The 13,186-nt window shown below is 68.9% G+C and carries 9 protein-coding genes; 2 read left to right on the top strand and 7 right to left on the bottom strand.

Going from position 1 to position 13,186, the window contains the following annotated elements; genetic code table 11:
• Nucleotides 1-55: 55 nt before the first annotated feature.
• A complete protein-coding gene (gene acnA / locus ACWPN5_RS16245) occupies nucleotides 56-2,746 on the top strand; it encodes an aconitate hydratase AcnA (protein WP_492296280.1) in 2,691 nt (896 codons plus the stop codon).
• Nucleotides 2,747-2,806: 60 nt separating this feature from the next.
• Here the strand turns inward: acnA and ACWPN5_RS16240 are convergent, their stop codons facing one another.
• The 7 genes from ACWPN5_RS16240 to ACWPN5_RS16210 form a co-directional block, all read right to left on the bottom strand.
• Complete coding sequence (locus tag ACWPN5_RS16240; RefSeq protein WP_492296279.1) at nucleotides 2,807-4,717, bottom strand: acyltransferase family protein; 1,911 nt, start codon at nucleotides 4,715-4,717, stop codon at nucleotides 2,807-2,809.
• 444 nt (nucleotides 4,718-5,161) lie between these two features.
• The gene (locus ACWPN5_RS16235) at nucleotides 5,162-6,013 is read right to left on the bottom strand and encodes a LytTR family DNA-binding domain-containing protein (RefSeq protein ID WP_492296278.1); all 852 of its coding nucleotides are present in this window, start codon (nucleotides 6,011-6,013) and stop codon (nucleotides 5,162-5,164) included.
• Nucleotides 6,010-7,107 carry a hypothetical protein gene (locus ACWPN5_RS16230; protein ID WP_145681272.1) on the bottom strand — a complete coding sequence of 366 codons (1,098 nt, stop codon included), beginning with the start codon at nucleotides 7,105-7,107 and terminating at the stop codon, nucleotides 6,010-6,012. The genes ACWPN5_RS16235 and ACWPN5_RS16230 overlap by 4 nt, the downstream gene beginning before the upstream one ends.
• 226 nt (nucleotides 7,108-7,333) lie before the next feature.
• Nucleotides 7,334-7,579 (bottom strand): DUF1150 family protein, encoded by a 246-nt coding sequence (locus ACWPN5_RS16225; protein WP_145681273.1) that lies wholly within the window; start codon nucleotides 7,577-7,579, stop codon nucleotides 7,334-7,336.
• A gap of 75 nt (nucleotides 7,580-7,654) precedes the next feature.
• Nucleotides 7,655-8,134 (bottom strand): Hsp20 family protein, encoded by a 480-nt coding sequence (locus tag ACWPN5_RS16220; protein WP_014239222.1) that lies wholly within the window; start codon nucleotides 8,132-8,134, stop codon nucleotides 7,655-7,657.
• A gap of 220 nt (nucleotides 8,135-8,354) precedes the next feature.
• Entirely contained in the window at nucleotides 8,355-8,771 is a 417-nt protein-coding gene (locus tag ACWPN5_RS16215; protein ID WP_247888175.1) for a GtrA family protein, read from the bottom strand.
• Between the two features lie 5 nt (nucleotides 8,772-8,776).
• Complete coding sequence (locus ACWPN5_RS16210) at nucleotides 8,777-9,880, bottom strand: glycosyltransferase family 2 protein (protein WP_492296277.1); 1,104 nt, start codon at nucleotides 9,878-9,880, stop codon at nucleotides 8,777-8,779.
• 592 nt (nucleotides 9,881-10,472) lie between these two features.
• Here ACWPN5_RS16210 and ACWPN5_RS16205 point away from each other — a divergent pair.
• Nucleotides 10,473-13,181, top strand: coding sequence for an ATP-binding protein (locus tag ACWPN5_RS16205; protein WP_492296276.1), 2,709 nt, complete (start codon nucleotides 10,473-10,475; stop codon nucleotides 13,179-13,181).
• Nucleotides 13,182-13,186: the final 5 nt, after the last annotated feature.

Raw genomic sequence — 13,186 nt, 5'->3', positions numbered from 1 at the left:
CGGAAACCACGGCCGCCGCCCGGCCGGTCCGCCAATAACGCGAAGGAGGGGTACCGTGACGACGTTCACCGGTCAGGACTCGCTGAAAACCCGCCGCTCCCTGTCCGTCGGGGGCAAGAGCTACGATTATTTCAGCATCAAGGCCGCGGAGGACGCCGGACTGGGCGACCTCTCCCGGCTGCCCTATTCCATGAAGGTGCTGCTGGAGAATCTCCTGCGCTTCGAGGACGGGCGCACGGTGTCCACCGACGACGTCAAGGCGGTGGCCCAATGGCTTCACGACAAGCGGTCCGACCGTGAGATCGCCTACCGCCCGGCGCGCGTGCTGATGCAGGATTTCACCGGCGTGCCGGCGGTCTGCGATCTGGCGGCGATGCGCGAGGCGATGGCCGCGCTGGGCGGCGATCCCAAGAAGATCAACCCGCTGGTCCCGGTCGATCTGGTCATCGACCACTCGGTGATGGTCGATTACTTCGGCAATCCCTCCGCCTTTGAGAAGAACGTCGAGCTGGAGTTCGAGCGCAACCTGGAGCGCTACGCCTTCCTGCGCTGGGGCCAGAAGGCCTTCGACAATTTCCGCGTCGTGCCGCCGGGCACCGGCATCTGTCATCAGGTGAACGTCGAGTATCTGGCGCAGGGCGTGTGGACCGACACCGACCCGGCGGGCAAGCTGGTCGCCTATCCCGACACGCTGGTCGGCACCGACAGCCACACCACCATGGTGAACGGGCTGGGCGTGCTCGGCTGGGGCGTCGGCGGCATCGAGGCGGAGGCGGCCATGCTCGGCCAGCCCATCTCCATGCTGATCCCCGAGGTCGTCGGCTTCAAGCTGACCGGGCGGCTGAAGGAGGGCACGACGGCCACCGACCTCGTGCTGACCGTCACCCAGATGCTGCGCAAGAAGGGCGTGGTCGGCAAGTTCGTGGAGTTCTACGGACCGGGCCTGGACCATCTGACGCTGGCCGACCGCGCCACCATCGGCAACATGGCCCCGGAATACGGCGCCACCTGCGGCATCTTCCCGATCGACGCGGAGACCATCCGCTACCTGACCTTCACCGGCCGCGACGCCGACCGCGTGGCAATGGTCGAGGCCTACGCCCGCGCCCAGGGCATGTGGCGCGACACCGGCACGCCGGACCCCGTCTTCACCGACGTGCTGGAGCTGGACATGACGACGGTCGAGCCGTCGCTGGCCGGCCCGAAGCGCCCGCAGGACCGCGTGCCGCTGTCCCAGGCGGCGCAGAGCTTCAGCGGCGATCTGGTCGGCGCCTTCAAGGCGGAGGACGCCGACCGCTCCGTTCCGGTGAAGGGCTGCGGCTACACCCTCGACCAGGGCGCGGTGGTGATCGCCGCCATCACCTCCTGCACCAACACCTCCAACCCGGCGGTTCTGGTGGCCGCCGGCCTGCTGGCCCGCAAGGCGGTGGAGAAGGGGCTGAAGTCCAAGCCCTGGGTCAAGACCTCGCTGGCGCCGGGCTCGCAGGTGGTCACCGACTATCTGGCCAAGGCCGGGCTCCAGCCCTACCTCGACCAGCTCGGCTTCAACATCGTCGGCTACGGCTGCACCACCTGCATCGGCAACAGCGGCCCGCTGCCCGACCCCATCGCCGCGGCGGTGGAGGAGGGCAACCTCGTGGTCGCCGCGGTGCTGTCGGGCAACCGCAACTTCGAAGGCCGGGTGAATCCGCACACGCGGGCGAACTATCTGGCCTCGCCGCCGCTGTGCGTCGCCTACGCGCTGGCCGGCAACATGAAGATCGACTTGGCCAAGGACCCCATCGGCATCGGCCATGACGGCCAGCCCGTCCATCTGAAGGACATCTGGCCGACCAACCAGGAGGTCCAGGACGCCATCGCCGCCTCGCTGTCGGCGGAGATGTTCCGCAGCCGCTACGGCAACGTGTTCGAGGGGCCGGAGCAGTGGCGCGGCATCCAGACCGCCGAGGGCCAGACCTACGAGTGGCAGGCGGGCAGCACCTACGTGAAGCTGCCGCCCTTCTTCGCCGACATGCCGAAGACCCCCGACGCGGTGAGCGACGTGCGCGGCGCCCGCGCGCTGGCCGTTCTGGGTGACAGCATCACCACCGACCACATCTCCCCCGCCGGCTCGATCAAGAAGACCAGCCCGGCCGGCGAGTATCTGCTGAGCCATCAGGTGCGCCCGCAGGACTTCAACTCCTACGGCGCGCGGCGCGGCAACCACGAGGTGATGATGCGCGGCACCTTCGCCAACATCCGCATCCGCAACGAGATGCTGACGGGCGTGGAGGGCGGCGAGACCCGGCACTATCCATCGGGCGAGCAGTTGCCGATCTACACCGCGGCCATGCGCTACGCCCAGGAGGGCGTGCCGCTGGTGGTCATCGCCGGCAAGGAGTACGGCACCGGCTCCAGCCGCGACTGGGCGGCCAAGGGCACCAAGCTGCTGGGCATCCGCGCGGTGATCGCCGAGAGCTTCGAGCGCATCCACCGCTCCAACCTCGTCGGGATGGGCATCCTGCCGCTCCAGTTCAAGGACGGGCTGACCCGCAATGATCTGGCGCTGGACGGCACGGAGACCTTCGACATCGCCGGCATCGAGCAGGACCTGCGCCCGCGCAAGGATGTGACGATGACCATCACCCGCGCCGACGGGCAGACGCGGCAGGTGCCGCTGCTGCTGCGCATCGATACGGTGGACGAGGTCGAGTATTACCGGAACGGCGGCGTGCTGAACTTCGTTCTGCGCAATCTGGCGAAGTGACGGAAGCCGGCGCAGCGGGGGGCGGCATCGCCTTCCCGCTGCGCGGCGCCCCGGCCGGCTTCACTCTCCATAGGACGGGTCAGGCGCGCGCAGGACCTCCTGGATGCTCTGCACAAGCAGGGTGCTGCCGTGGGCCGAGAAATGGCCCTGGTCCAGGAAGTAGAAGCCCTGATCATCCCTGATCCGGCAGAGCGGAAGGGCCTTGCAAGGGTCGGGGTCGCAGAAATAGTCGGAGGTGTCGACGAACCGCGCGCCCCGCGTCGCGGTGATGAGCGGCTGGTCGGCGGCTTGGCCGGTGATCGAGTAGGCCCGCTCCGACTTCATGAAATAGGTGTGGTCGTAGGGGTTGCGGAAGCGGAACACCGGGCTCTGCCCCAGCACGACGATGCGGATGCCTCGGTTCAGCAGCGTGTCCACGGTCTCGTGCAGGCGGCGGAGATCGAGGGCGTTGGTGTCCATGTACCATTCCCACCGCGCCGCCATGATGACGATGCGGATGCCGTTGCGGTCGATGATCTCCTCGACACGGCTGTTGAACTCCTGGCAGTTCGGACGGGTGTTGACGGACAGATCCTTGATGGGCGGACAGCCGGACGCCGTGTATTGGACGATGTTGAAGGGCAGGGTTTCGGCGACGGTCTGGAGCCCCGGCACATAATGGGCGGCGAAGGAATCCCCCCAGAGCAGGGCGGTGGGCGCCTCCGCCTTCAGGGAACCGATCCGGCAAGCCTCCAGGCCCGGCCACGCCTCCGGCGGCTGGTCGGTTTCGAGGAAGCATGTGTGTTCCTTGTAGAGTTCCCGTCCTGAGATGTCCTGCGGCGCGTAATCGGTGAAGCGCTGGGGCAGCCCGTTGGACAGATGACCGATCAGCCCGACCCCCGCCAGCCCCGCCATGGCCCAGCCGGTCCGCGCGAAGACCTTGGACGGCCGGCGGCCCGACTCCACCCCCGGCGCCGCCCTGGGCTTGCGGAAGGGACGCTCGATCAGCCGCCAGGACAGCACGGACACCGCGGTGATGAGCGCGAGAAGGATCAGCGTTTCCTTGGTGGTCAGGTCCCGCCCTTTGTAGAACCGCGCGAAGACCATCAGCGGCCAATGCCAGATGTACATGGAGTAGGAGATCAGGCCGATGAAGACCATGGGGCGCAACGTCAGCATTCTCCCGACCGCCGTCGGACCGCTCCGCCCGGCATGGATGACCAGCGCCGCGCCCAGGCAGGGCAGCAGCGCGGCGTAGCCCGGAAAGGCCGTCGCCTCGGATAGGGCGAACACGCTGACGAGGATCAGGGCGGCGCCGACCGCGCAGGCCAGTTCCCGCACCGCGCGGCTGCGGCTGTCCGGAACGGCGCCGAAGGCCAGAAGGGCGCCCAGCACCAGTTCCCACAGCCGGGGCGGCAGCAGGTAGAAGGCCGCCACCGGATGATCCCGCACCAGCGACACCCCCAGGGCGAAGGACGCCGCCGCCGCCGCCAGCAGAACGGCGACCCACACCGAACGCCTGTACGGGAGCAGAACCAGCACGGCGAGGGGAAAGATGATGTAGAACTGCTGCTCCACCCCCAGCGACCAGGTGTGGAGAAGCGGATTCATCTCCGCCGCGTTCTCGAAGTAACCAGACTTCAGATAATAGACGATGTTGGACGAGAACAGCGTGGTCGCCACGAGGTTCTGGGAAAAGCTCTTCAACTCCTGGGGCGACAGCAGGAAAAGGGCGAGCACCGCGGTGACCACCAGCGCCGCGAACAGGGCGGGAAGGATTCGGCGGATGCGGCGGACATAGAAGTCGGCGAGGGAGAAGGTGCCGCGCTGCGCGTCGTTCAGAACGATCGAACCAATGAGGTAGCCGGAAATCACGAAGAACACATCGACACCGATATATCCGCCGCTGAACAGGGGAAACTTCGCGTGGAACAGCAGAACCGAAAGGATCGATACCGCGCGAAGGCCGTCGATGTCGGGGCGGTACATCATGGGACCCGCAAGGTTTGGGTGGAACGGAGATGCGGGTCGGCGGTCCCGAACCCGGTTCTGCGGCGGGAGGCGAACGACGCGGGAGTGAGGGAGTGCCCGGCTACGCGAGAGGAAGCGGCGAAATCGCTTCCCGACAATTCAATGAAGACGGAAAGGCTTCCGGGGGTAGGCGTGGTGTTGGCGTTTTTATCGCCTGGATTGCTTTGTTGTTTTCGATGCTCTTGATGGGAAAATGCCTGTGAATTCGATGGTATGGCATCGTGGCGGCGTGTTGAAGTGAATTATTGAATGAAAGCCTTAGGGTGTCGGCACTTTGAATGACCTAACAAGAATTCAACGGTAATGGCCGCCCAATGGTGATAGAGAAAGCACCCGTTATTGCGTGGGGTGTCCGCGCCTGTTTGGGTTTTCACAGCGTCTTCGTGTGCGTCGGGAGGTCGCTGGTTACGGCCCCGTCTTCTCCGTCCAGCCGGCCTCGCGGACCGCCGCCGCGTGACTGCGGCTGACCGGCACGCGCCGGCCGTTGCGCAGGACCAGCACCAGCTTGCCGTCCGGCTTGCGCTCCACCCCGGCGACGGCCGCGGCGGCGACCCAGTGGGAGCGGTGGACCTGCATGCCGTCCAGCCCGGCCAGCTCGGCGATGGCGTCGCGCAGCCGCATCAGGATCAGGTCGCTGCCCTCCGCCGTGTGGGCGCGGACGTAGTGGTCCTCCATCTCCAGCGCCAGCAGGTCGCGGCCGAGCCGTGCCGGCAGGCGGGCGAGGAAGGCGGGCTCCGGCCGCTCCGCCGGGGGTACCGGCGCGTTGTCCGGGGCGGGCGGCGGCGTGGGGCCGGCGAGAAGCCCGCGGTCGCGCAGCTCCAGCCAGACTGGGATGGCGGACACCAGGAGCGTGATCAGGACGACATAGACGAACAACTCGGCCAGACCCAACGGGTGCAGCATGTCCTTGCCGCGCAGAGACCGCTCCAGCAGAGCCACGGCCATCGTCATCGGCGCCGCCACGGCCAGCGTCACCCCGGCCAGCAGGGCGCGCCACGCCTCGGGCCGGTCCCGCAGCAGGCGGGCGGCGGCCAGGGTCAGAAGTTCGAAGGCGAGGCCGCCCAGCCCGATCAGCCCGATCCAGTAGGCCAGCCGCTGGACCAGCGTCAGATCGGCGAAGGTGCCGAAAGGGCCGAGCAGGGCCAGCACCAGCGCCGCGCCGAGCAGCACCGGCAGCCGCCGCCCCAGCAGCCGGCGGCGGTAGGGAGTGCGGGGGCGCCCCGTCGCGGGGCTGTCCACGGCGGCACGCAAGGTCACGCGCTGGCGGAGCGGGCGGACTGTTCCAGCGACTTGATGTGGGACAGGCCGGGTAGGATTTCCGACTTCACGAACTCCATGCGCCGGTTCGGGCCGCCGCCGCCGCGGGCGAAGCGGGCCTTCCACAGGTCCATCTTCACCGCCAGACCGCACAGCACGCCGCCGATGGTGACGTGGTGGGAGGCGATCAGCTCGCGGATGGAATGGAAGGTCTCGGCGTTGATGTCGCGCCAGAAGTCCTTGGACCGGTTGTCGAAGCTCTCGAACCGCCCGGTGATCGAGGTCGAGATGTCGGTCAGGTCGCGGCTGATCTCGTCGAGCATGCGCATCTGCCGGGCGTCGCGCTTGACCTCGGTGGAGCTGCGGATCTCGGCCATCCAGGACAGGAAGCGCTGGATTTCCGGGACGATGTCGTCCAGGCATTTCTTGAAATAGGCCAGCGACAGGAAGATGTCGCCGTACTCCTCGAGGAACTGCGGGATCTCCCCCAGCTCGATGTCCAGCCGGTCGGCCATCATGCGCAGGTTGCGCAGCGCCTCGTCCCGGTTGGGGTTGGAGAACATCCCGATGATGTCCTTCACGTCCTGGACCTGCATGTCCTCGGACCCGTAGACATACTCGACCAGCGGGCGCGTGAAGACGCGCATGTAGTTGGTCAATTCCTCCTTCTTGCGGTCGGACAGGGTCAGGGACTCGACGCTGTTGACGTCGATGTTCATCCGCCGCAGTTCGATGCGGGAGGTGTAGACGTCGAAGCTGGAGGCGGCGGCGATCTTCTCGATCTTGACGATGTCGCGCTCCACCTCCTCCTTGTAGGATTCGAAATAGGCGGTGAGGTGGCGGGGCGAGACCTGCCCGCTGCCGGTCTGGACGTCGTGGAACATCTCGACGACGGTCTGCAACCGCACATTCTTGATCAGCCGGGCGTGCTGGAGCCCCGGCGTTTCCAGCGGGATGGCCGACAGCGGCATGATGTGCAGCGCGTCGCGGGCCTCGTCCTCCCACTGCTTGCGCCGGCCTCCGCCCTGGGGACGTGCCGACTTGTCCCCCGCAACCTCGGCCACAGCCTCGCTGGTGTCTGCCCCGTCGCTCAATGCCATCTCCCCGCAAGCCGGCGCCCATCCGCCCGCTTGGCCACTGTCGAGGTCCCCCACAAGGATAGCGGGTTGAGGGGGGCAGGCAAGGGTTGAAGGGGGCGTCCCGGAGCAATGTCATAGCACCGGTCGTACAGAAACGAAAAGGGCCGGTCCGCGGTGGACCGGCCCTTTCGCAACCTCGCGTGAGGTTTCCGCGGGCGTCACCAGAGGGACGCCACCGGCGTCAATGGACGCTCAGCGGCTCCATGTCGTTCTGGCGGACGGTGGCGAAGGCCACGTCGCGCTCCGGGACCACCGTCAGCGGCGTGCCGTCGGCGGCGTGGACGGAGAAGGCCGGAGCGTCGTCGACGGTCACCGGCCGGACATAGGCCACGTGGTCCAGCCCGAAGCCGGCGAAATCCTGGGGCGACAGTTGGCGCAGGTAGGCGGCGGCCTTGTCGGAGTCGAAGTCGATGTCGAAGCTGTTCATGACGCAGTCCTTTGGACGAATCGGTCGAGGAGGTGTGGGCGGCGGGCAATCGCGCTGGTTGAGAGCGAAGACCGGTCAGGCGTCGCCGCGGTCGGGCGCGACGTCGATGGTCTGCGGTCCGGCGGTGCCGCTGGCGGCCTGGGCGGGCTGCTCGATCTTGATGGTGCGGACCTTCGGTTCCGGCAGGGGCCGCTTGAGGTCGATGTTGAGCAGGCCGTTGTCGAGCGAGGCGCCGACCACCTCGATCCCCTCCGCCAGCACGAAGCTGCGCTGGAACTGGCGGGCAGCGATGCCGCGGTGCAGGTAGATGCGCGAGCGGTCGTCGGTCTGGCGGCCGCGGATGACGAGCTGGTTGTCCTCGATCTGGACCGACAGGTCCTCGGAGGTGAAGCCGGCCACGGCCAGCGTGATGCGCAGGCCCTCGTCCCCGATCTGTTCGATGTTGTAGGGCGGATAGCCTTCCGCGGAATTCTTGGCGATGCGGTCCAGCGTGCGCTCGAACTGGTCGAAGCCCAGGAGCAGCGGACTGTTGAAGAGCGAAAGACGTGTCGTCACGGCGCATCCTCCTCGAGAGGCGAGCGAGTTGCACATTGGGCCCGTTTCCGGCGCCCGGCTGGCTGGCGGCCCGAAAGGGGAGGATCGGCGCCGCCTCGTCATAGATTGGGGTAGGCCGCCCGGCGGTCAAGGTTCGCCGTTGCGGCAAAGCGCCCGCGCGCGTTCGGCGGCGCAACCGGCGCGCAGAGTTAGGCCAGGGGAGAGAGTTAGGCCAGGGGAGTCAGGCGAGGGGATTGGCGGCCGGTGCTGCGAAGACGAACCGCCGGCTCGACCAGTAGTTCCAGGCGAAGGTGACGGCGGTCGCCGCGATCTTGGCGGCCAGCGGCGGGACGGCGGGCACCAGCAGGCCGACCACCAGCGTGGACAGCCCCAGCCCGACGAGGTTGAAGGCCAGGAACAGCGGCAGGCGGCGGGCCATCGGCGCCGCCTCCCGGCGCATGCGGAAGGTCCAGCTGCGGTTGAGCAGGAAGCTGCACAGAACCCCGGCGCCATAACCGACGGCGTTGGCGGCCAGGACGGGGGCGCCGGCCAGAGATACCAGCGCCAGGAACAGCGCGAAATCCACCCCGGTGTTCAGCAGGCCGACCAGGGCGAAGCGGATGGCCGTCCAGGGAACGGCCCGCCCCCGGCCTTCCATGCCGCTCAACTGTTGGCCCCACTCTTGGCCTCGATGCGGGAGAAGGCTCCGGCGGCGGCGGCGATGCCGGTTCCCAGATGCACCACGACGGGGTCCGGCGCGGCCTGCCCACCGGCTTCGGCGGCCGCGGTCTGGGCGGCGACCTGGGCGGCCATGGCGTCCGGATGGCGGGCGATGCTCTCCACCACGAACAGCGGCCGCTGCTTCGTCTCCATGTAGAGCCGCCCCAGATACTCGCCCAGGACGCCCAGGATCAGCAGCTGCGTGCTGCCCAGCACCAGCGAGACGACCATCACGCTGGTCCAGCCGGGAACCGTCGCGTGCTGCGACCAGCTCACCAGCGCGTAGCCCAGCGCCAGCAGCGCGCACAGCGCGAAGAAGAAGCCGACGTAGGAGGCGGCGCGCAGCGGCTTGATGGAGAAGCTGGTGATGGCATCCACCGCGAAGCGGATCATCTTGCCCAGCGGGTACTTGGTCTCGCCGACGGCGCGGGCCTGCCGGTCGTAGGGCAGCGGCTCCTGCTTCAGCCCGATCCAGCTCACCATGCCGCGGATGAAGCGGTGCTGCTCCGGCATGGCGTTCAGCACCTCCAGGGCGCGGCGGCTCATCAGGCGGAAATCGCCGGTGTCCTTGGGGATCTCGATGTCGACCAGCCGGTCGAGCAGGCGGTAGAACAGCGCCGCCGTGCCCTTCTTGAACCACGTCTCGCCGTCGCGGGCCATGCGGGTGCCGTAGACCACGTCGGCCCCGGCGTCCATCCGCGCCATCATCGTCGACAGCAGCTCCGGCGGGTCCTGGAGGTCGGCGTCGATGATCAGGATGCGCTCGCCCCGGCAGACATGGAGGCCGGCGGTCAAGGCGAGCTGGTGGCCGTGGTTGCGCGACAGCCGCACCCCCGTCACCGCCGCGTCGCCGCGCACCAGGTCGGCGATGCGGCCCCAGGTGCCGTCCCGCGACCCGTCGTCCACCAGGATCAGCTCATAGCTCTCCCCGACCTCGGCGCGGCAGGCCGCGGACACCCGGCGGTGCAATTCGCCGATTCCCTCGGCCTCGTTGTAGCAGGGAACCACCACGGACAACCGCGGGGCCCCGGCAACGGCGTGCTGCATAAACCTTCTCCCGTCACCGCCTCCCGTCCGTGCCCCCGGCCCGATGGCCGTCCCGCGGATGGCTTTCACGGCGTGAAACCCAATGGACGACCCCTTCGGGCGAGAGCGCAGACCTCGGGCGACACCGGCGCGGTACCGCCGGCATCCCGCTTCGCCAACGGGATCGGCGGCCCTTTTGCCCCGCCGGAATTCGGTACTAACCCGGTCATGCCGAAGCCGCGCCGGCCCGGCCGGAGGACGTCCCCGGAACGTCACAGGCCTATGGCATTTGCGACGATTGCCGGTGTGGACGGGGTGCCCCGAAAGGCGTGGTGCGGCGCGCAACGCGGGGGCTTTCCTGCGCCGGGAGGGTGCCGTTCCGCCAACCCGGATGGCGATGCCTTGCGGGGTGCCTCCGCCGGGTTGCCTATGACGGGCGACCACCTCCGGAACGGCACGTCCCTTGCGTGAAATCGGCGGACGGGAGGACCGGAGCAAAGCGGCATCCCCCCGTATGCCGGGAATGCGTCGCACGATGCGAATCCGTGTCGCGCCGCACAGGCAAAATGCAAAACGCGATCGCCAAAGAGTTGCGATGGCCGGGGGAATTGCGATGAACATGGTTTCCAGCGAACTGCTGCTCGGGCTGGCGCAGAACATCGGGCTCTTCGCGGTCGTGGCGGTTGTCTTCCTGCAGATCCGCAGCCGCGCCGCCGGCTGGCCGGCACCGGCGGCCAACGTCCTGCTGGGCCTGATGTTCGGCGCGGTGGCGGTGCTGGGCATGGCCGATCCGGTGCGGGTGGCGCCGGGCCTGTTCATCGACGCGCGCAACGTGATGGTTGGGCTGGCCGGTCCCTTCGGCGGGCCGCTGGCCGGGGCGGCGGCGGCGCTGGTGTCCGCTGCCTTCCGCTTCTGGATGGGCGGTCCTGGAGCGGTGGCGGGGGTCACCTCGCTGGTCGGGGCCGGGGTGATCGGCATGCTGGTCGGCGCGGCGGCGCGGCGGAGCGGGCGCTTCGGCAATCGGCACCTGACCGCGCTGGCGCTGCTGGTGACGGTGATGGCCCCCTTCAGCTTCCTGCTGCTGCCCCCCGATATGGCGCACCGGTTGATGGACACCGCGCTGGTGCCGTTGAGTCTCGGAAACTTCTTCGGAACGCTGGCGCTGGGCACGTTCCTGCGCAAGGAGCAGGAACGCTGCGATCTCCAGACCGCCCTCACCGAAAGCCAGCGCCGCTTCGCCGCGACGGTGGCCAACCTGCCGGGCGGCGTGTACCAGCGGGTGCTGACGGTGGACGCCCGGCTGCGCTTCCCCTATTGCAGCCCCGGCTTCTTCCAGGTGATGGGCCTGCCGCCGACGGCGCCGGTGACGCTGGAGGCGCTGAACCGCATCCTCCATCCCGAGGACCGCCCCCGCCTCTACGCCTCGATCCACGCCTCGGCCGAGACGCTGGAGCCCTGGAACCTCGAATACCGGATCGTCCGGTCGGACGGCGAGATCCGCTGGATCAGCGCCTCCAGCCGCGCCGTCCGGCGCGACTGCGGCGACATCGTGTGGGACGGCATCGTCACCGACGTCACCGAGGCCAAGCGCAACGAGCAGGCGCTGATCCAGGCCCGCCTGGAGGCCGAGGCGGCCAGCCGCGCCAAGGCCGAGTTCCTGGCGACGATGAGCCACGAGATGCGCACGCCGCTGAACGGCATCCTCGGCTTCGCCCGCCTGCTGCTGGACGAGGAGCTGACGTCCCGGCAGCGCCACCACGCCCGTCTGGTGCGCGACGCCGGCCGGTCGCTCCTGACGGTGATCGAGGACGTTCTGGACTTCTCCCGCATCGAGGCGGGGCGGCTGGTGTTGAACGACATCCCCTTCGCCATCCGCGACCTGATCGCCAACTGCGCGGCGGTGCTGCGTCTGGAGGCCGAGGCGAAGGGATTGACGCTGCACGCCGCCGTCGCGCCGGACGTCCCGGAGTGGCTGAGCGGCGATCCCGACCGGCTGCGGCAGGTGGTCCTCAACCTTCTGGCCAACGCGGTGAAGTTCACCGAGCATGGCGGTGTCGGCCTGACCATCGTGAAGATCGCCGACACGCCCGCCGGGCCGCATCTGACGATCAACGTCACCGACACCGGGATCGGCATTCCCACCGACCGGCAGGGCCAGCTCTTCCAGCGCTTCAGCCAGATCGACCGGTCGCGCGGCGGCACCGGCCTGGGGCTCGCCATCAGCCGCCGGCTGGTGGAGATGATGGGCGGGACGGTCGGTGTGCAGAGCCAGGCGGGCGTCGGCTCGACCTTCTGGCTGTCACTGGTGCTGCGGGAATCCGACCCGCCGGCCCGCGGCCGTCCGCCCTGCGCGGCGGACCTTCTCGTCGTGCGCCGTCCGTTGCGCATCCTGCTGGCCGAGGATCTGGCGATGAACCGGGAACTGACCGTGGCCATGCTGCGCGGTGTCGGCCACCGCGTGGACACCGTCACCGACGGGCGGCAGGCGGTCCAGGCGGTGCAGCGCGGCGTCTACGATCTCGTGCTGATGGACGTGCACATGCCGGAGATGGACGGTCACGCCGCCACGCGGGCGATTCGCGCCCTGCCGCCGCCGGTCGGGGCCATTCCGATCCTGGCGATGAGCGCCAGCGCGCTGCCCGACGAGGTCCGCCGCTGCCAGGACGCCGGCATGAACGGCCACATCGCCAAGCCGGTGGACCGCAGGGCCATGCTCGTCGCCATCGATCGGGCGGTGGAAGGTCGGACGGTGGACGACCGGGCGGCGGATGACCGGGCGGTGGATGGGCAAATGGTGGACGGGCGAATGGTGTATGGGGAGGAGCCGGGCGGCCCGGCCGCCCTGTTCCAGGCCGCCTCCTGGCTTCCCGGGGGATCTGGGACGGGCATGTCTCCGCTGACCCTGGCGGAGCCGATTCCGCTGCGTCAGCCGCTCGACCTCGCGATGCTGCGCCAGCTGTGCGACGATCTGGGGGAGGATGTCTGCGTCCGTCTGGCCGTCGCCTTTCTCGATGAGCTTCCCGAGCGGATGAGCCTGCTGCGTGCGGCCGGCGAGCCCGGAGGCGATTGCGCCGGCGTGGCGGCGGACGCGCAGGCGCTGGTCGCGCCGGCGGCCAGCCTGGGGTTGGTTCGTCTGGCGTCGGCCTGCCGCGCGCTCGGCGCCGCCCTCCGCGCGGGCCGCCGGGATGAGGCGGCGGGGCTGATCGCCAGCGTCCTGGACGCCGCGGAGGAGGGCGCGGAAGCCCTGCGCGGCGTCCTGGCCGCCGACCGGGCCGGCGGCCTTTTCAAGTCTCTTGCGAAGGATATCGCCGGGACGCCATAATTCCC

The organism is Azospirillum sp. UENF 211521 (assembly GCF_058780535.1).
The sequence above is the reverse complement of the archived record's forward strand: the minus strand, read 5'-3'. Positions and strand labels throughout refer to the sequence as shown.

What these genes read in the sequence shown, in the direction of transcription:
- ACWPN5_RS16210 (WP_492296277.1), bottom strand. Translation starts at nt 9,880, where the DNA reads ATGCAGCACGCCGTTGCCGGGGCCCCGCGGTTGTCCGTGGTGGTTCCC.
- ACWPN5_RS16205 (WP_492296276.1), top strand. Translation starts at nt 10,473, where the DNA reads ATGAACATGGTTTCCAGCGAACTGCTGCTCGGGCTGGCGCAGAACATC.
- ACWPN5_RS16215 (WP_247888175.1), bottom strand. Translation starts at nt 8,771, where the DNA reads ATGGAAGGCCGGGGGCGGGCCGTTCCCTGGACGGCCATCCGCTTCGCC.
- ACWPN5_RS16240 (WP_492296279.1), bottom strand. Translation starts at nt 4,717, where the DNA reads ATGATGTACCGCCCCGACATCGACGGCCTTCGCGCGGTATCGATCCTT.
- ACWPN5_RS16225 (WP_145681273.1), bottom strand. Translation starts at nt 7,579, where the DNA reads ATGAACAGCTTCGACATCGACTTCGACTCCGACAAGGCCGCCGCCTAC.